Source organism: Oceanicella sp., assembly GCF_056449545.1.
Genome location: NZ_JBWOMN010000090.1, coordinates 19055 through 36141 on the forward strand (window position 1 = coordinate 19055; position 17087 = coordinate 36141).

The window sequence follows — 17087 nt, forward strand, 5'->3', positions numbered from 1 at the left end:
GGAAAATTCCCAACCGGCGGCGGCGGTCAGTTGCGCCCGGTCAGGCGCATGAGAAACTGGCGCATGCGCACCCGGGCGCGGCGCGGGTCGCTGGCCAGCCAGCCCAGGTAGCGCCGCGCCGCCGACAGGTAATGCGCCGCGCCGCGCCAGAGATGGTGAAGGCGGGCGCGCAGCGGCATGGGCGCGCCGCCTTGGGGGCGGGGATAGCCGAGGCGGTCCATGTCCGCGGCGGCCACGGATTCGACGCCGGCGCGCAGCCAGGGGGGGAGCTCGCGGGCCCAGGCCTCGGCGCGGGCGGGTTGGGGGGCGCCGGCGGCGAGCTGGTGCAGGGCGCGTTCGGGGGGCGGGACCTGGAAGCCGGGGCGGCCCTGGCCGGCGGGCGCGGGCGCGGCGCCGAGCCAGGCGCGGATGCGCGCGATCGCGGCCTCGGGGTCGGCGACGAGGTCTTCATAGGCGATGTCGAGCACCGGGGCCCTGGCGGCGAGCGCGCGCACCCGGGCCATGTAGCGCCGCCACAGCTTGGCCGCGTGGATGGCGTCGCCGCGGGCCATGGGCTTGCCGTCGTCAAAGGGGGAGGCGGTGCGGATCATGGAATTGGCCACCCCGCGCGGGTCGCGCCGCACATGCAGGAAGCGCAGCTCGGGGAAGGTTTCGAGCGTGCGTTCGGCGTTGATGGCGAGGGCGCCGTTTTTCAGGATCGCCAGCTTGCAGCCGGGGGCGGCGACGCGGCGCAGATGCGCGTCGATCACCGCGTCGAGGATGGCGCGCGCGCCCTGCCCGGCGCAGGTTTGCGCGATCGCGGCGGCGGCGGCGTCAGAGAGCCCGAGATTGACGAACTGGGCGTCCTCGCGGAACAGCTCGGCGAGCCCGGCGGGGTCGAGCGCGCGCACCCGGGCCTCGCCCATCCAGAACAGCAGCTGGGGCAGGGTGAATTCCGGCAGCACCGCGATGTCGGGCGCGGCGGCGTCAAGCCGATGGGCGAGGAAGGTGGAGCCCGAGCGCGCGCAGTAGATCAGCGCCGCATAGGCGCGGGGCGGGGCGGGTTCGGGCGGGTCAGCGTTGGGCATCGCCCTGGGGGCCTTTCAGCATGTTGAGGATCGGCGCGATCAGGCAGAGCGCCGTGGGGTCGACCCCGGCGCCGCGGATGCAGGCCCGGCGCGCCAGCAGGTTGCGCAGCAGCAGGGTGGCGAAATTGCCGATCGCCACCCCCCAGACCCCAAGCCACCAGACGCTGATCAGCTGGAACGCCAGCCCCGCCCCGTAGGATATCGCCAGGATGCGCAGCAGCGCCGCGGAGCGCCCGGTCATCATCAGCAGCGGGTTGGTGGGGCCGAACAGCGCGTTCAGCGCCACGCCCGAGGCCAGCAGCAGCAGGATCGGATAGCTGGCGCGGAACTCCTCGCCGAACAGGCCGAGCAGGAAATCGCCGAACAGCGCCACCCCGGCCAGCACCGCCAGCGTCGGGGCGCCGACGCCCAGCGCCACCAGTCGCAGGGTGCGCTGCAGGGTGGCGTGCTCGTTGCGGTGATAGTGGCGCGAGATGATCGGCGCCGCCACCAGATTGGCGGCCATCAGCATCAGCCCCAGCAGCGCGGCGATGCTGAGGGCGGCGAAATACTGGCCCGCCGCCTCGGGGGAGAGCGCCGCGCCCACCACCACAACGTCGAGATGCTGGGTCCCCGCCGCCAGCGCCACCGCCGCCCAGATCGGCGCCGCGGTGGCCAGCCAGCCGCGCCGGGGCTGATCGAAGCTGCGCGCCAGGTCGTCGCGAAAATCCAGCGTCGGGCCGCCGTCGAGGCGGCGCAGGCGGCGCGACTGCCACAGCGTCAGCAGCGCCAGCGCCCCGGCCAGCGCCATCAGCGGCATGGTCGAGGTCAGGAATTGGCCCGAGGCCAGCGCCCCCAGCGCCAGCGCCACGCCGAAACCGCGCCACAAGACGTCGCGCGGGGCCAGCGAGGCGACGATCATGCCCTGCGCGCGCAGGGCGCCCGACACATAGGCGGCCCAGGTGGCGGCGGGCACGAACAGGGACGCCGCCAGCATGGTGTCGCCGCCCACCCCGCCGATCCAGACCAGCAGCGCCAGCCCGGCGCCGAAGGCGAAGCCGCCGGCGAGGCTCACGCGTTCGCCCCAGTAGAGCACGTCGCGGGCGCGCCCGGGGTCGCCGCCGCCGTCGTATTCCGGCCACCAGCGCAGGATCGCGGTGTGCAGCCCGGCCCCGGCGACCACCGACAGATAGGTGGCGAGGCTGAGGCCGAAGCCGAAGCGGCCGAAGGTTTCGGGTTTCATGGCGCGCGCCATCAGCACCAGCATGGCGAAGGTCAGGCCGGCGGCGGCGATCTTGATCGCCAGCGCCTTGCCGGCGCCGCCGGCGAGCTTGCGAAACAGCGCATCGTCGGTCTGGCGGGCGATCTGGGCGCGAATCCGCGCCCGCGTTCCGGAATTGAAGATCACCTCGCCCCGCTCTGACTACGCTGCACGCTTGCCGGTCCCGTCGGGATTTGTCCGATGCGGGCGCGCCGGTCAAGGGACAAATCGCCCCTGTCGCCCCCGCCGGGAAGGCGGCGGCGCGGCTTCGCGCCCCGCGAGCGCGCGGGCCGCCGCGACCGCGTCGGGGCCGGGTTTCGTCGGCAAACCGGCAGGCGAACGGGTGGCGAAACCGCCGGGGCGGTCGGGGCCGCGAGGACCGGGGTCGGCGTCGGGATCGGTTGCCGGGCCGGCCCCTGAATCGATGTCGGCGTCGGTGTCGGCGTCGGTGTCGGGGGCGGCTTCGGGGGGGGCGCCCGATTTGCGCCCGGCCTCGCGCCAGCGCGCCAGCAGGTAGCCGGCGCCGAACCACATCACCCATTCGGTGATGCCGTTGTAGAAGGAGAAGATCACCGCGATATAGACCAGGATCGGCAGGTCCATGGAATTGCGCGCCCCCACCCACAGCGTCAGGCGCACGAAGAAGGCCGAGAACAGCAGCCAGGCGACCACGCCCCATTCGGCGAACAGGGAAATGAACAGGTTGTGGGCCTCCTGTTCGCGCAGCAGGCGTTTCATGCTGCCGATGTGATACTGGTCGTAGACCTCGACGCTGTTGAGGTAGCCGACGCCGAACCAGGGGTTCTGCAGGCCCATGTTGATATGGGTGATCCAGTGGTCGTAGCGCAGCGAGGTGAGCACGTTCAGCATCACCTTGGTCTGCGGGGTCAGGAGCTTGTCGAGCTCCCACAGCCACAGCGGGAAGCTGGCGGCGATCAGCACGATGGCCAGCGCCGCCCCGGTCTTGAACAGCCGCCCCGGGACCAGCGCCACCGCCAGCGCCAGCAGCGCCGCCGCCGCGAAGCCGCGGCTGGCGGTGGTCAGGATCACCGCGAAGAAGAACAGCGCCGCCAGGTATCTGCGGTGATAGAGCAGGATGATGCCGAGAAAGCAGTAGAGCGCGGCGCTGTAATTGTGATGCCCGGCCAGCCCGTCGAAGCGCAGCAGCGACACGCCGAACAGGTCGCGGGTGGCCGAGGGCGTGCCGAACGCCATTTCCAGCGGAATGACGATGATGGCCAGGGGCATGAGGATGGAGACGATGCGCCGGGCCATGGTCGCGGGGTCCAGCGTGCTGACCAGGTGCGCCATGCAGACCATCAGGAACACCTGCGCCAGCTTGATCAGCGTCACCGGATCGGGGCCGGCTTTCAGGGTTCCGACGAAGCCGATGGCCACCACCATGTAGGGCAGGAAGAACATGCGGCTGACGGCGGCGGTGGCGGCGAGGAAGGCCAGCCCGGCCAGCGGCGCGAGGATGCGGATGAACAGCGGCAGTTCGCCGGGATTGCGCAGCGCGCCGACGATGACCATGGTCATCAGCACCGAGGACAGCGCCACCGTGTAGCCTCGGGGGGCGTGGATCGCCGGCCCGGGCGCCGTGCGGCCGCCGCCATGGGCGTCACGCCGGGATCCGGCGCGTTTTTCGGCCAGTTTTCCGATCCGATCGGCCAGGCGATCGCCGCGATGATCCGGCAGGTCCGTCATGCGCCCCCGATGCTGCGCGCCCCCGATGTCGCGCGCCCCCGATGCTCGGCGTCCGGGACCGCGCGCGGGCGGGCGTGGCCTCGCTGTTGCTTTTCCCGCGTTTACACCATCGCCGCGCGGGCGAGAAGCCCGATCGCGGCGCCGGTCCGGTCCGGGCGGGGGCGGGGACGGATTGACGATCGAGACTCAGGCGAAGGCGCCGGCGCGGTCCTCGATCCAGGCTTCAAGCAGGGTGCGGGCGATGGCGCCGCGCCTTGCCGCAAGGATTTTCGGGTGCTCGCCGGCCAGGGCGGCGCGGATTTCGGCGCGGGGCGTCCACATGGCTTCCTCCAGCTCCTTGGGGTCGATGTCGATGGCGTCGTCCAGCGCCTCGCCCGCGCAGCCGATCATCAGCGAGGAGGGGAACGGCCAGGGCTGGCTGGCGAGGTAGCGCACGCGGCCCACGGTGATCGCGGCCTCCTCGAAGGTTTCGCGGCGCACCGCGGCCTCGATGGTCTCGCCCGGCTCCATGAAACCGGCGAGCAGCGAATACATGCCCGCGGGCCACATGGCGTTGCGCCCCAACAGGACGCGGTCGCCATGGGTGATGAGCATGATCACCACCGGGTCGGTGCGCGGAAAATGCAGCGCCCCGCAGCCGTCGCATTTGCGCCGCCAGCCGGCGCCGTCCATGGCCGAGGGCTGGCCGCAGCGGGCGCAGAAGCGGTGGCTGCGGTGCCATTCCAGGATCCCCTTGGCGGTGGCGGCGTCGGCGGCGTCCTGCGCGCTGAGGTCGGCCATCACGCCGCGCAATTCGGCAAAGCGCACATGGTCGGGCAGCGAGGGGTGGTGGTTGAGGGTCTTGTCGAAAAAGCCCTGGGCGCCGGGGGCGGTCGCGGGGTCGGTCCAGGGGGACACGTCAAGCGCGAAGCAGCCGTCATCGCCCGACAGGCCGAGGAAGGCCGGCGGGGTCTTCGCCTCGGCCAGCAGGGGCGCGCCGGGGGACAGCCAGCAGAGCGCGGGGGCGCGGTTCGGGGGCGCGTCGGGCGTGGGGGGCGGGTCGAGGCTGACCAGCGGCTTGCCGCGCCAGAGCGGCAGGATGCAGGCCCCGGGCGCGCGCCAGAGCCGGTCGATGCGCGCCGCGTCGCCGCGCAGATGGTCGGCGCGATCCCGGGTTCCTTTGGCGAAGGTGATGTGGTCTTCGGTGATCATCGTCAGGGATTTCCGTGTTCATGCGGCGGGCGCCGCGACCTTGCCCCAATCGCGGGTGGGCTGCAAATCACGCCTTGGCGGGGGGGGCGCCACGGGGGCGGCCTCGGGGGTCAGCCACGGGGTCAGCCACGGGGGCCAGCCACGGGGGCCAGCCACGGGGGCCAGCCACGGGGGCCAGCCACGGGGGCCAGCCACGGGGAGGGGCGGCACGGCCTCTTGTCATGGCGCGCGCGAATCGCTATCTGTGCCCTTGAGAGGTTGGCGCGGGCGAACGCCTCGCCAATCCGGCCAGGTCCGGAAGGAAGCAACCGTAACGAGTCTCGTTTGGGTCGTTGTCCAGCCTCTCACCCCCCCCCGCTATTCCCCACCCGCAATTTCCTCCCCGCTCGTCGGGCGGCCCTTGATGCGCGCCGGCGCTTGCGACCTGCGCTTGTGACTGGGCGCGCGGGGGCATATTGTCGGGCGACCCGCAATCCCCGCCATCCCGAAAGCGAGCGCGCGCATGACCGAGGCGACCCCGACGCCCCCCGAAGCAAGCGCAGAAGCAAGCGCAGAAGCAAGCGCGAGCGGGGCCGGCTATCAGGTGCTGGCGCGAAAATATCGGCCGGCGGATTTCAGCGACCTGATTGGCCAGGAGGCCATGGTCCGCACGTTGAAGAACGCCTTCGACTCGGACCGCATCCACCACGCCTTCATGCTCACCGGGGTGCGCGGCGTGGGCAAGACCACCACCGCGCGCATCATCGCCAAGGGGCTGAACTGCATCGGGCCGGACGGCAAGGGCGGGCCGACCATCGCGCCCTGCGGCGTCTGCGAACCCTGCGTCGCCATCGCCGATTCGCGCCATGTGGACGTGCTGGAGATGGACGCCGCCAGCCGCACCGGGGTCGGGGACATCCGCGAGATCATCGATTCAGTGCGCTACCGGGCGGCCTCGGCGCGCTACAAGGTCTATGTGATCGACGAGGTGCACATGCTCTCGACCAACGCCTTCAACGCGTTGCTCAAGACGCTGGAGGAACCCCCCGAGCACGTCAAGTTCATCTTCGCCACCACGGAAATCCGGAAAGTGCCGGTGACGGTGCTGTCGCGCTGCCAGCGCTTCGACCTGCGCCGCATCGAGCCGGAGGTGATGATCGATTTCCTCGCCGGGATCGCGGCCAAGGAAAACGCGGCGATCGCGGCGGATGCGCTGGCGCTGATCGCGCGGGCCTCGGAAGGGTCGGCGCGCGACGCGCTGTCGCTGCTGGATCAGGCGATCGCCCATGGCGGGCCGCCGGGCGGCGGCGAGACCGGCGCCGATCAGGTGCGCGCCATGCTGGGGCTGGCGGATCGGGGGCGGGTTCTGGACCTGTTCGAGGCGGTGATGCGCGGCGATTGCGCCGGCGCGCTGGGCGAGCTGGGCGAGCAATACGCCGCCGGCGCCGATCCGTTGGCGGTGCTGCGCGATCTGGCCGAGGTCACCCATTGGGTGTCCGTGGTCAAGATCGCGGCAAGCGCCGCCGACGACCCCTCGATCGGCCCCGACGAACGCATGCGCGGGCGCGATCTGGCGGCGCGGCTCGGGCAGCCGCCGCTGCTGCGGCTGTGGCAGATGCTGCTGAAGGCGCTCGACGAGGTCGCCGCCGCGCCCAACGCGATGATGGCGGCGGAAATGGCGGTGATCCGGTTCACCCATGTGGCCACCATGCCGACGCCCGGCGACATCCTGCGCAGGCTTGAGGCGACGGGCGGCGAGGTCGGTTCCGGGGGCGCCCCCGGCGGGCCGCACGCCGCGGGCGGCGGTGGTCAAGGGGGCGTTCAGGGCGGAAATCACGGTGGAAATCACGACCAAAATCACGGCGGAAATCACGGCGGCGCGCTGCGCGGCGTGGCCACCGGCGGCGAGGGCGGCGGGGCGCTGGCCCCGCGCGCGCTGCTGGGCAACGCCCAGACCAGCGCCCAGACCAGCGCGCAACCCGAGTCCGAGGCGCTGGCGCATTACCGGACATTCGACGACGTGGTGGCGCTGATCCGCGCCAAGCGCGACGCCAAGCTGCTGGTGGAGGTGGAGAGCCATCTGCGGCTTGTCGCCTACCGTCCCGGGCGCATCGTGTTCGCGCCGACCCCGGATGCGCCCACGGGCCTCGCCGCCGATCTGGCGCAGCGGCTGCAAAGCTGGACCGGGGCGCGCTGGATGGCGATTGTCGAGGCCGACGCCCCCGACCCGACGCCCACCATCGCCGAAACCCGCGGCGCCGCACGCGCCGATCTGCACGCGGCGCTGAAGACCCATCCGCTGGTGCAGGCCGCGCTGGCCGCGTTTCCCGGCGCGCAAATCAAGGAGACCCGCGCCTACGCCGCCGACGGCGAAGGCGCCGGCGCCCTTGCGCCGCTGGCCCCGGCGGAGGATGACAGGCCGGAATTCGGCGAGGACGAATGGGATGACTGGGATCCGGTCGATCCGTTCTCGGACTGAGATCAGGAGAAGCGAATGCTGAAGGGTTTGGGACAGCTTGGCGACATGGCCAAGATGATGAAGGCCGCGCAGGAGATGCAGGGCAAGATGGAGGCGGCGCAGGCGCGGCTCGACGAGATCGAGGTCGAGGGCGAGGCCGGCGCCGGCATGGTGAAGGCGATCTGCACCGCCAAGGGCGAATTGAAGCGGCTCGACATCGACCCGACGATATTTTCGCCCGAGGACAAGGAGGTGGTCGAGGATCTGATCGTCGCCGCGGTCAAGGACGCCCAGGACAAGGCCGCGCTGGCGGCGCAGGCGGAGATGGCCAAGGCCACCGAGGGCCTGCCGCTGCCGCCGGGCATGAAGCTGCCTTTCTAGGCGCCGGCGAAGTTTCCAGGCGCCCGCGAATGGGCCGGATTTCGCCTGATTTCGCGCGCGGCGCGCGGGGCTGTTGCATTTTGGCAATGGCTGGCGCGGGCGGCGGCGCATCAGCGAAAAAATCCACTTGATCGCGACGGCGTTAACGTTCATGAATGGTTAACGTAGCGTTGTGAGGATTAGAAATCGCAAGCGTAGCGGAGTGCGATAAGTTAACGCGTATCTGTTAATTCTCCGGCCCGGCGACTGACACCGTAGTCAATCGCTGGGCCGAAATCGTTTTGTTCGCAGGGAATTGGCGCGATTGCGATGTGGGCTTACTCCCGACCCAGCAGACGGTCGGTGATGAAGGCGCCGGCGCCCGAGGCCTTGAAATCGCGGGTCAGGGCCGCGCGGTCATATTCCGTTTTGACCCAGTCGCGAAAGTGAACGCCCCGGGATTCGGCCTCGGCCGCCCTGTCGAAGAACAGGTCGAGCACCCCCGTCGGACCGGATCTGAAATGCCCGTAGCGCAGGGAAAGCTGGGAGCGGGCCTCGGCCACCGGGCGGCCCTCGGCCAGAATCAGCCACAATGCCGCCATGAACCCGGCGCGGTCGGCGCCGGATTTGCAATGGAACAGCACCGGGCGTTCGAGCTGCGCGATCAGGGTTTCAAGCTCGGCGATCTCCTCGGGTTTGGGCAGATCGCGCGAGCGCAGCACGAAGCGTTCGAAATTCAGGCCGTGGCGGGCGCAGGCCTCGCGCTCCAGCGGGAAGGATCCGAAGATCACCCCGCCGCGCAGGGTGACCACGGTCCTGACGCCGTCGCGCGCCATGCGGGCGATCTGCCAGGGCAGGGGCTGGGCGGCGCGCCAGGCATGGGCGCCGACGCGATGGCGGTTGAGGTGGATCGCGCGGAACACCGCGTGATCCACGAACAGCATGTTCAGCCAGGCGTGCAGGCGGTGGCGCCAGCCGCGGATCTCGCCGCCCCAACGCAGGCGGCCGCGCTGGCGGCGCTGCAGGCGCTTGCGGGTCTTTGGCGGCAGCGACGGGTCGTCGGGGTCGCGCCTTGGCGGCGGAATGCCGGGCCCGGCCAGCTTTCTTGCGGCGGGGGCGGCGCGGGGGGCTGGCCGGGGGCGCCCGGGCTCGTCGGGGGAGGACATGCGCTTGGCTCTCCGAACCGGGGGCGGGTCGCGGAGGCGACGACCGTGATCGCGCCAGTGTGCACGGATTTGCAATCCGCTGCAATCGCCTGACCTGGAACGGAAACGCTCCGTTGCAACGGCCCCCGCGGGCTCGGCGATCGCGACCGTCTGTGGTTCTCTGTCCGCGAATTTCGGCATTGGTCCCGCTTTGCCCGGCCAATCGGCCAGGGTGACCAGACATTGCTTTCGATCCGTCACGCAGCGCCAGACAGCACGCCCGAACCGGCCCGGCAGGTCCATTCTGAATGATGAGTTGTCGCAATAGAGCGATATTGCTTCGCTTTTTTGCTGACTAATAATAGCGGCAGGAAAATGCCCCATTTGGTTGAAGGCGATGTTCGTTTGGCGAACATATCGCGGATCCAATCGGGGACAGCTTTTGAATACAGCATATTCGGATCAATCAGAAAACATTCATTGCGCCTCAAAGGCATTGCCGGGCGCGGAATGCAATACATGGGCAAACCAGCCCGCAACATGGGAGCGTATGATGAATCGATACGGATACGCGGCAGCGACCGGTCGCTCGGCGGCCTGGGCAATGTTGCTGTTGTCGGTCACGGCTGGCGGTTTGCTTGCGCAGGACAGTGAAAACGCCGCCCGGAACGCAGGTCCCGGGAACGAGATCACCTTCACGACCTGGACCGGGCCATACATGCGCAGTCAGATGCTCGGTTTCGTGCGCCCCTATGAGGAGGAGAACGGCGTTCGCGTCCATGTCGAGCATTACAATGGCGGCATCGACGAAATTCGCGATCAGGTTGAATCCGCGAATGTGGTTTGGGATGTCGTCGATCTGACCCAGGCGGATTCCCTGCGCGCCTGCAAGGAGGGGCTGCTGGAAAAACTCGAAGACATCGAATTGCCCCCGGGCGCGGACGGCGTCCCGTTCCGCGACGATTTCGTCGAAGGGGCCCTGAATCCCTGCGGCGTCGGCGTCATCGTCTGGGCCACGGCCTTTGCCTACAACCAGGACGCTTACGGCGACAATCCCCCGGTTTCGATCGCGGATTTCTTCGATGCCAAGACCTTTCCGGGGCGGCGCGCGATTCGCAATGATCCCACCGTGATCATGGAATGGGCGTTGATGGCGGACGGCGTCCCCCGCGAAGCGGTCTACCCGACGCTGGAGACCGAAGACGGCGTCCGGCGCGCTCTGGCGACGATGGACGCGATCAAGCCCGGCCTGCAAACCTGGGACACCGGGCGTCAGCCGGTCCGGATGCTGAATGCGGGCGACGTGTCCATGGCGATGATCTGGGCCACGACCGGCGCGCAGGCCGCGCGCGAGGACGGGGCGAATTTCACCGTCATCTGGGACGGGCGGGTGATCGAACTCGACCTGTTCGGCATCCCGAAAGGCAGCCGTTACAAGGACGAGGCCATGGATTTCATCCGCTATGCCAGCAGCACGGAATCGCTGGCGAGAATGGTCGGCTACATGCCGAACGGGCCCACCCGGAAATCGTCGCTGGCGTTGCTGTCCGAAGATGCGCTTGCGCAAATACCCAACGGTCCGGCCTACGCGGACAATCTGCATATTCTGTCCGATGCGCAATGGTGGTCCGAGAACCACGCAAGGCTGGAAGAGGCGTTTGACGCCTGGATGGCTGTGTCCGTTCGACAAGGCGCCGCCGGATCGACCCGATAATCAAAGAACATGTGAACCGAGAGGGAATTGTTATGAGTGATGAAACGCACGCACCGCCAGACAACCTCGTAGCGAAAACAGGCATATTCGCAGGCATGAACGTCACCATGGGCATTGCCTCGATAGTCATGATCTTGACGTTTGTCTTCTTCACCATCAGGGATGTCGAAGCTTCGAGCGCAATATTCGCGACGGGCAAGGATTTTATCATCGGCACTCTGGGATGGTTCTATGTGGTGGTGGTCAATGCCGCATTGTTCTTTGTCTTCTGGCTGCTCATCAGCCGGTTCGGGGATGTCAAGCTCGGCAAGGAGGATGACGAGCCGGATTTCTCGACATTCTCGTGGATCTGCATGCTGTTCAGCGCAGGGCTCGGATCCGGACTGATCTACTGGGGCGTTGCCGAACCGATGTTTCACATGCAGGACAACCCGTTCCTGACCCGGGAGGGCATCGCCCCCGGCACCGTTGACGCCGCCGTCAATGCGGTGCGGGTGACGGATTTTCACTGGGGCCTGCATGGATGGGGATTGTATGTGCTGGTCGGCCTCAGCCTTGCCTATTTTTCCTACCGGCGGGACATGCCCCTGACCCTGCGCACGGCGCTGTACCCGGTTCTGAAGGAAAAGATCTACGGCCCCTGGGGGCATCTGATCGACCTGATCGGCGTATTCGGCACGATCTTCGGCCTTGCCACGTCGCTTGGTCTGGGGGTCACCCCGATCGCCGCCGGGATCGAGAAGCTTGGCTGGATGGAAAACACCCAGACCAATCAGCTGATCCTGGTGGCCATCATCACCGCCCTCGGCACGGCTTCGGCGGCGTCGGGGGTCGGCAAGGGCGTGCGTATCCTGAGCGAAGCGAATGTCATCGCAAGCATCGGCTTGCTGGCGCTGTTCCTGATCCTGGGCCCGACCGCGTTCATCCTTGGCATCACCATCTCGAGCATGGGCGACTATCTCTGGAACGTCATCCCGATGGGCTTCTGGATCAATGGCGATCCCGAAAGCCAGTGGCAGAGCTGGTGGACCATCTTCTACTGGGGCTGGTGGATCGCCTGGTGTCCGTTTGTCGGCCTCTTCATCGCCCGCGTCTCGAAAGGCCGCACGATCCGGCAGTTCTGCTTCTGCGTGCTGTTGATTCCGACCTCGGTCGTGCTGCTCTGGATGGGCGTGTTCGGGGGCGCGGCAGCCGGCGTGGACCTGTTCTACGATGCCGGCGTCGCTGATGCGGTGAATGCCGATTACGCATCCGGCGTGTTCCAGACCGTAGCCGGTTTCGGCTATGACTGGCTGGTCTATCCGATCACCGTCCTGGTCACCATCCTGCTGATCTCGTGGTTTGTCACCTCGTCTGACTCGGGCACGTTGGTGATGTGCACGATGCTGTCGATGGGCGACGAGCACCCGCCGATCAAGTTTCGGATCTTCTGGGGTCTGACGGCCGGGATCGTGGCCGGGATATTGATGCTTGCCGGCGGGCTCAGCGCCCTTCAGACCGCGTCGATCGTGGCCGGGCTTCCGATCGCGATCATCCTGCTGTTCATGATCTACGGCATAGTCAAGGCCCTGCACGAAGACTTCCCGCAGCCGGACGTTCAGGACAAGTACGAGCTCGAGTTCCTGAACCGCTAGTAGGGGTGCGCAAAGCATTGCGAAAGCAAAGGGGGCGGTCCGATCGCCCCCTTTTTCACGCAAGTCGGCCCGATCTTTCGACCGAGGGGGCGGCGCCTCGGTCGTTTCGACCCCACCCCGAAACCGGCGTCTCGCGGGCGCCGGCATGTCCATTCTCAAGCGGTGGATGCGCCTTGGCGGACGGTCCGATCCTGCCGGGCCGCCGCAGGCCCGCGGGGGGCTAGGCCGGCAGGCCGACCCGGGGCGCGGGATCGGCGAGCAGCGCGGCCAGCGCCGGCCAGGCGTCGAGGCAGGCGCGGGTGGGGGCGAAGGCCTCGGCGCGCAGCCGCCCCCGATCCCACAGCGCCGCGCCGTCGATGCGGATCGTCGGGTCCAGCACCATCCAGCAGATCTCGCCGGGGGCGTAGGCGCCGCAGGTGTGGAAATGCAGCAGGCGCGGATTGGCGAAGGCGGTGTTGGACCAGCGGTCCGGGTTCTGCGCCGCCTCCGCGCGATAGTCGCAGCCCGGGTGGATGCCCGCATGCCAGGAATGGATGGCGTCGGCGTCGATGCCGAAGCAGGCGGCGACGGCGCGGTGATGCAGGCGCACGCGCGCGGCGTCCTCGGGGTCGCCGGAAAAGCCGGTGACGCGGCCCGCCGTCACCTCGGCCATGACCACGCGCTCGACCTTCAGAAAGGCCGGGTCATAGACCCGCGACCCGGTGGGGGTGAGGTAATGCGCCAGCGCCACCCGCCCGGAAAACCCCGCCGCGTCGATGGGTTGGGGCACCCCCATGGGAAACCGCCTGATGCCCACGTCGCGGCGGCTCGCGCGGGCCTCGGGCGACAGGGCGCCCGACAGGCGCGTGCCCAGCGCGCAGGACAGGTCGATGCGTTCGGCCCCGAGCAGCAGGTCGTTCACCGCCCCCTTCAGGCGCAGCAGCGCCCGGTGGTCGGTGCGCCCGAAGGCCGAGGCCAGCATCCCGGCGTCGCGCGCGTAGCTCATCACCCAGGTCTTGTCCGGGTCCGGGGCGGTGAAGCGATCCTGATCGCCGATGCGCGCGAAGAACACGATGACGTCATGGGCGGCGATGGCCGCCTCGATCCGGGGATCGCGGTCGTTGGAGGGCGGGCCGACCTCCAGCATATGCGGCGTCGCGCCTAGGCGGCGCGCCTCGGCGGCCACGGCCATGGGGGCTTCGCGGTCGTGCCAGCCCAGATCGGGGCGTTCATGCACGATCAGCAGTCGCGATGTCGGGGTCAGCCCGGCGCAGTTGAGCAGCAGGTTGCGCGCCCCGGCGGCGAGGTCGCGGGCGAAATCGGCGTCGCGGGTCATCGCCGGCGTTCCGCCTGCACGGTGAGGAACACCAGCTTCGGGGTCAGCACCTCGCGGAATCCGTGGCTGAGCTCGGCGTCGAGGCTGAGGCTGTCCCCGGCGTTGAGACGGATTTCCTCGGGTCCGTAGCCATAGATCGCCTCGCCCTCGATCACATGCACGAACACCACGCCATGGCCCACATAGATGGGCGGGCGGGCCTCCTGGCGCGACAGGGTCACCAGCCGGGCCTCGAATTGCAGGTCGCGCCGGGCGTGGAAGGCGAGGTTGACGAATTCGTGGCTGTGGCTGTCGTGGATGCGGGTGGATTTCAGCCCGTCGCCGCGCTTCACATGGGTGAAATCGGCGTGGTCGGCCGCGGTTTCGCGAAACAGGCTGACCAGCGGCACGTTGAGCGCCCGGCTGAGCGCGCTCAGGGTGGAGATCGACGGCGAGACCTGGCCGTTTTCGATGCGGCTGATCATGGCGGCGGAGATTTCCGACTGGGCGGCGAGCTGGCGGGCGGAGGCCCCGCGCGCCTCGCGCAGATCGCGCAGCGCCGCGCCAATGGCCAGATCGACGCGGGCGTTGCGTTGCCGGTCTGCGTCCTGGGTCATGATTTGCGGTAAGCGAACGCCCGCGCGAAGCGCCGGATCAGGTAGTCGCCGCAGGTGGTGGGCGGCTCGGCGGCGTCGAAATCGGCGCCGAAGATTTCGCGCGCGTCGATCACCGTTTCCGGGTTCGGGTCGAAGGCCAGCACCAGCGACAGGCGTTCGCGCCCCGAGGCGTTGACCACCCGGTGCGGGGTGGATTTGTAGGCGCCGTCGGTCCAGCGCGCCAGCAGGTCGGCGACGTTGACGATCAGCGCGCCCTCGATGGGCGGGGCGTGGATCCAGTCGCCCTGCGCGTCCTTGACCTGCAGGCCGCCGACGGAATCCTGGCACAACACGGTGAGCACGCCGAAATCGGTGTGCGGGCCGACGCCGAACTGATCCTTGCCCATGTCGTCGGGCTGCGCCGGGTAATAGACGAAGGAGGCGCGGCTGAGCGGCCGCGAGGCGCTGCGCAGGAAGAAGTCCCGGTCGAGCCCGAGCCCCAGCGCGAAGCCCCGCATCAGGTGATGGGCCACGTCATGGGCGTGGGCGAAATAGTCCATGGCGCTGGTCTGCAGCGCCGGCTGCGCGGCGGGCCAGCGGTTGGCGCCGCGCAGGGGGTGATCCTCGGGGGTGGCGCCGGCGGCGTCCTGATAGCCCCAGACAAAGCTTTCCTTCAGGTCGGGCTTGGCGTCGTCCTGCATCTTGGCCCCGCCGCGCCCGATCCAGCCGCGATGACTGGCGGAGACCGCGACCGCCTGCTTGGCGGCGTCGGGGCCGCGGAAGAATTTCAGCGCCTCGGCGCGGGCGGCGGCGATGCAGCCGGCGGGGATGCCGTGATTCTTGACGTAGATGAAGCCGAGCCCCTGGCTGGCGGCGTGCAGGGCGCGGGCCACGCGCAGCGGGTCGGATCCGTCCATCAGCGGCGCGATGTCGATCACCGGGATCACGTCTGGATCCACCGTCTTCGCCTCGGCATAGGCCATGGCCGCGCCCCCTTCTTTCATGGCTCCGGCCCACGCGGCCGGTCTTTGCACTGTAGTCAATTTATTGCGTGAAATGCAACGCGCTTCTGCGCGGTGATCAATCCCCCGCGTAATAGCCGATCACGTCGCCTTCAGTGGTGACGCCGAGCCCGTTCAGGCAGCGGTTCACGTAGTTGAAATAGCAGATGATCTGGTTGGCTTCGAGGATCTGGCCGTCATCGAGCCCGGCCGATTTCAGGGCTTCCACATCGCCGCGGACCATCTGCGCCGGGGCCAGGGTCAGCTTTTCCGCATAGCGCAGCAGCGCCAGTTCGGCGCCGTCGAAGGCGGTTTCGGGCTGGCGGCGCGCCAGCGCCGTCTCGATGCGATCGGCGCGCGCGTCGTCGCCGATCAGGTGGCGCGCGTTGGCCCAGTGATTGGCCAGCGAATAGTCGCATTCATTGAGGATCGAGACATAGGAGCTGACGGTTTCCTGCAGCCACATGGGCAGGGTGTTGGCGTCGTCGTGCAGCGCCGCGCGATACAGGGCCAGATGCCCCTTCATGGTGTTGGGGCGCAGCGAATGCACCCGCATCACGTTGTCCACGGTGCCGTGCGGCGTGCGCGCCAGCTTCAGGGTTTCGAGCAGCGCCGGGTCGGCGTCCTCGTCCGAGATCATGCGTATCCAGGCTGGCATGGCGGGTCTCCCGTTGGGGGGCTACAGGCGCTCGTCGGTCTGCATCCGGCGTTCCAGCCAGCGCACGGCGGAGGACACGATGAGGATCAGGACCAGGTATTCCAGCACCAGCACGGTGTAGATTTCCAGCGGCCGGTATTCCGAGACCACCAGTTCATTGGCCTTGCGGGTCAGTTCCTGCATGCCGATCACCGACACCAGCGAGGACATCTTCAGCATGTAGACCAGCTGGTTGCCCAGCGCCGGCATGATCCGGCGGATGGCCTGGGGCAGGATCACGAAGCGCATGGTGTCGCCGTAGCGCAGCGACACCGAATGCGCCGCCTCGTATTGCCCCCGGCTGATGGACTGGATGCCGGCGCGAAAGATTTCCGCCTCGAAGGCGCTGTCGGACAGCGCCAGCGCGATCACCCCGGCCCAGAACACGTTGATCGACAGGCCGGTGAGCTGGGGCAGCCCGTAATAGACCCAGAGGATCAGCACCAGGATCGGCACCGCGCGCACCAGTTCCACATAGCCGCGGCTGGCCCCGCGCAGGATCCGGTTCGAGGACAGCCCCGGCAGCGCCGCCAGCAGCCCGACGACGACGGAGATGCAGATCGCGGTGAAGGACAGCAGGATGGTGTAGTAGAGCCCGCTGAGCAGGAACCGCAGGTTGCTCGCGCCGGTTTCCATGGACGGGTCGACCACATACCAACCCCATTTCTCCGAGCAGCCGCTCAGCAGGAAGGCCGTGAGGGTGAGCAGCGCCGTGGCTCGCATGGGGGCCTCGTCCTTTGGTCAGTGGTGCAGGATCTTTTGCAGGAAGTCGCGGCAGCGGTCGCTGTCCGGCGCGCCGAAGAATTTGTCAGGGGCGGCCATCTCGACGATCTCGCCATGGTCCATGAAGGCCATCTTGTCGGCGACGCGCCGCGCGAAGCCCATTTCATGGGTGACGCAGATCATGGTCATGCCGTCGCGCGCGAGGTCGGTCATCACGTCGAGCACCTCGGAGATCATCTCCGGATCCAGCGCCGAGGTGGGTTCGTCGAACAGCATGATCC

At 68.5% G+C, this 17087-nt stretch carries 15 protein-coding genes, 1 other RNA gene and 1 pseudogene; 5 read left to right on the forward strand and 12 right to left on the reverse strand.

The features are described from left to right. Positions 1 to 26: 26 nt before the first annotated feature. From AC1HC7_RS12550 to nudC, 4 genes are all read right to left on the reverse strand, one after another. The gene (locus tag AC1HC7_RS12550) at positions 27 to 1067 is read right to left on the reverse strand and encodes a sulfotransferase family protein (protein WP_479497942.1); all 1041 of its coding nucleotides are present in this window, start codon (positions 1065 to 1067) and stop codon (positions 27 to 29) included. Continuing rightward, a complete protein-coding gene (locus AC1HC7_RS12555; protein WP_479497943.1) occupies positions 1054 to 2454 on the reverse strand; it encodes a lipopolysaccharide biosynthesis protein in 1401 nt (466 codons plus the stop codon). The genes AC1HC7_RS12550 and AC1HC7_RS12555 overlap by 14 nt, the downstream gene beginning before the upstream one ends. Positions 2455 to 2523: 69 nt before the next feature. Beyond that, on the reverse strand, positions 2524 to 4014 hold the full coding sequence (locus AC1HC7_RS12560) for an O-antigen ligase family protein (RefSeq protein ID WP_479497944.1): 1491 nt from the start codon (positions 4012 to 4014) through the stop codon (positions 2524 to 2526). Positions 4015 to 4200: 186 nt separating this feature from the next. Further along, the gene (gene nudC, locus AC1HC7_RS12565) at positions 4201 to 5205 is read right to left on the reverse strand and encodes an NAD(+) diphosphatase (RefSeq protein ID WP_479497945.1); all 1005 of its coding nucleotides are present in this window, start codon (positions 5203 to 5205) and stop codon (positions 4201 to 4203) included. Between the two features lie 252 nt (positions 5206 to 5457). Here nudC and ffs point away from each other — a divergent pair. The 3 genes from ffs to AC1HC7_RS12580 all read left to right on the forward strand — a co-directional run bounded on the left by ffs (position 5458) and on the right by AC1HC7_RS12580 (position 8023). Next, positions 5458 to 5554: signal recognition particle sRNA small type (gene ffs, locus AC1HC7_RS12570), an RNA gene on the forward strand. A gap of 153 nt (positions 5555 to 5707) precedes the next feature. After that, the gene (locus AC1HC7_RS12575) at positions 5708 to 7663 is read left to right on the forward strand and encodes a DNA polymerase III subunit gamma/tau (protein WP_479499069.1); all 1956 of its coding nucleotides are present in this window, start codon (positions 5708 to 5710) and stop codon (positions 7661 to 7663) included. 15 nt (positions 7664 to 7678) lie between these two features. Continuing rightward, complete coding sequence (locus AC1HC7_RS12580) at positions 7679 to 8023, forward strand: YbaB/EbfC family nucleoid-associated protein (RefSeq protein WP_479497947.1); 345 nt, start codon at positions 7679 to 7681, stop codon at positions 8021 to 8023. Between the two features lie 317 nt (positions 8024 to 8340). Here AC1HC7_RS12580 and AC1HC7_RS12585 read toward each other — a convergent pair whose 3' ends face one another. Both AC1HC7_RS12585 and AC1HC7_RS12590 read right to left on the reverse strand, forming a co-directional pair. After that, entirely contained in the window at positions 8341 to 9168 is an 828-nt protein-coding gene (locus tag AC1HC7_RS12585) for a fused DSP-PTPase phosphatase/NAD kinase-like protein (RefSeq protein WP_479499070.1), read from the reverse strand. 236 nt (positions 9169 to 9404) lie between these two features. After that, positions 9405 to 9668 (reverse strand): hypothetical protein, encoded by a 264-nt coding sequence (locus AC1HC7_RS12590; RefSeq protein WP_479497949.1) that lies wholly within the window; start codon positions 9666 to 9668, stop codon positions 9405 to 9407. Positions 9669 to 9700: 32 nt separating this feature from the next. Here AC1HC7_RS12590 and AC1HC7_RS12595 point away from each other — a divergent pair, with 32 nt between their 5' ends. Both AC1HC7_RS12595 and AC1HC7_RS12600 read left to right on the forward strand, forming a co-directional pair. After that, entirely contained in the window at positions 9701 to 10861 is a 1161-nt protein-coding gene (locus tag AC1HC7_RS12595) for an ABC transporter substrate-binding protein (RefSeq protein WP_479497950.1), read from the forward strand. 32 nt (positions 10862 to 10893) lie between these two features. Further along, the gene (locus AC1HC7_RS12600) at positions 10894 to 12495 is read left to right on the forward strand and encodes a BCCT family transporter (RefSeq protein WP_479497951.1); all 1602 of its coding nucleotides are present in this window, start codon (positions 10894 to 10896) and stop codon (positions 12493 to 12495) included. A 220-nt stretch (positions 12496 to 12715) separates the two neighbouring features. On the opposite strand, the gene AC1HC7_RS12605 is transcribed toward AC1HC7_RS12600, so the two are convergent. The 6 genes and pseudogenes from AC1HC7_RS12605 to glnQ form a co-directional block, all read right to left on the reverse strand. Next, the gene (locus AC1HC7_RS12605) at positions 12716 to 13810 is read right to left on the reverse strand and encodes a hypothetical protein (RefSeq protein ID WP_479497952.1); all 1095 of its coding nucleotides are present in this window, start codon (positions 13808 to 13810) and stop codon (positions 12716 to 12718) included. Then, complete coding sequence (locus AC1HC7_RS12610) at positions 13807 to 14406, reverse strand: helix-turn-helix domain-containing protein (RefSeq protein ID WP_479497953.1); 600 nt, start codon at positions 14404 to 14406, stop codon at positions 13807 to 13809. The genes AC1HC7_RS12605 and AC1HC7_RS12610 overlap by 4 nt, the downstream gene beginning before the upstream one ends. Next, the gene (locus AC1HC7_RS12615; protein WP_479497954.1) at positions 14403 to 15389 is read right to left on the reverse strand and encodes an isopenicillin N synthase family dioxygenase; all 987 of its coding nucleotides are present in this window, start codon (positions 15387 to 15389) and stop codon (positions 14403 to 14405) included. Before AC1HC7_RS12615 ends, AC1HC7_RS12610 begins: the two co-directional genes overlap by 4 nt. Before the next feature lie 76 nt (positions 15390 to 15465). Continuing rightward, positions 15466 to 16044: a carboxymuconolactone decarboxylase family protein gene (locus tag AC1HC7_RS12620; RefSeq protein ID WP_479497955.1), complete on the reverse strand. Its 579-nt coding sequence runs from the start codon at positions 16042 to 16044 to the stop codon at positions 15466 to 15468. A 21-nt stretch (positions 16045 to 16065) separates the two neighbouring features. After that, positions 16066 to 16806, reverse strand: coding sequence for an amino acid ABC transporter permease (locus AC1HC7_RS12625; RefSeq protein WP_479497956.1), 741 nt, complete (start codon positions 16804 to 16806; stop codon positions 16066 to 16068). 18 nt (positions 16807 to 16824) lie between these two features. Then, positions 16825 to 17087 (reverse strand): annotated as a pseudogene (glnQ, locus tag AC1HC7_RS12630) (glutamine ABC transporter ATP-binding protein GlnQ); the annotation flags it as partial.

Excerpts from the sequence above, each read along its gene's own strand:
- AC1HC7_RS12580 (WP_479497947.1), top strand. The coding sequence starts at position 7,679 with ATGCTGAAGGGTTTGGGACAGCTTGGCGACATGGCCAAGATGATGAAG.
- AC1HC7_RS12585 (WP_479499070.1), bottom strand. The coding sequence starts at position 9,168 with ATGTCCTCCCCCGACGAGCCCGGGCGCCCCCGGCCAGCCCCCCGCGCC.
- AC1HC7_RS12605 (WP_479497952.1), bottom strand. The coding sequence starts at position 13,810 with ATGACCCGCGACGCCGATTTCGCCCGCGACCTCGCCGCCGGGGCGCGC.
- AC1HC7_RS12610 (WP_479497953.1), bottom strand. The coding sequence starts at position 14,406 with ATGACCCAGGACGCAGACCGGCAACGCAACGCCCGCGTCGATCTGGCC.
- AC1HC7_RS12550 (WP_479497942.1), bottom strand. The coding sequence starts at position 1,067 with ATGCCCAACGCTGACCCGCCCGAACCCGCCCCGCCCCGCGCCTATGCG.
- AC1HC7_RS12575 (WP_479499069.1), top strand. The coding sequence starts at position 5,708 with ATGACCGAGGCGACCCCGACGCCCCCCGAAGCAAGCGCAGAAGCAAGC.
- AC1HC7_RS12600 (WP_479497951.1), top strand. The coding sequence starts at position 10,894 with ATGAGTGATGAAACGCACGCACCGCCAGACAACCTCGTAGCGAAAACA.
- AC1HC7_RS12560 (WP_479497944.1), bottom strand. The coding sequence starts at position 4,014 with ATGACGGACCTGCCGGATCATCGCGGCGATCGCCTGGCCGATCGGATC.
- AC1HC7_RS12615 (WP_479497954.1), bottom strand. The coding sequence starts at position 15,389 with ATGAAAGAAGGGGGCGCGGCCATGGCCTATGCCGAGGCGAAGACGGTG.
- AC1HC7_RS12620 (WP_479497955.1), bottom strand. The coding sequence starts at position 16,044 with ATGCCAGCCTGGATACGCATGATCTCGGACGAGGACGCCGACCCGGCG.
- AC1HC7_RS12595 (WP_479497950.1), top strand. The coding sequence starts at position 9,701 with ATGAATCGATACGGATACGCGGCAGCGACCGGTCGCTCGGCGGCCTGG.
- AC1HC7_RS12590 (WP_479497949.1), bottom strand. The coding sequence starts at position 9,668 with ATGTATTGCATTCCGCGCCCGGCAATGCCTTTGAGGCGCAATGAATGT.
- AC1HC7_RS12625 (WP_479497956.1), bottom strand. The coding sequence starts at position 16,806 with ATGCGAGCCACGGCGCTGCTCACCCTCACGGCCTTCCTGCTGAGCGGC.
- nudC (WP_479497945.1), bottom strand. The coding sequence starts at position 5,205 with ATGATCACCGAAGACCACATCACCTTCGCCAAAGGAACCCGGGATCGC.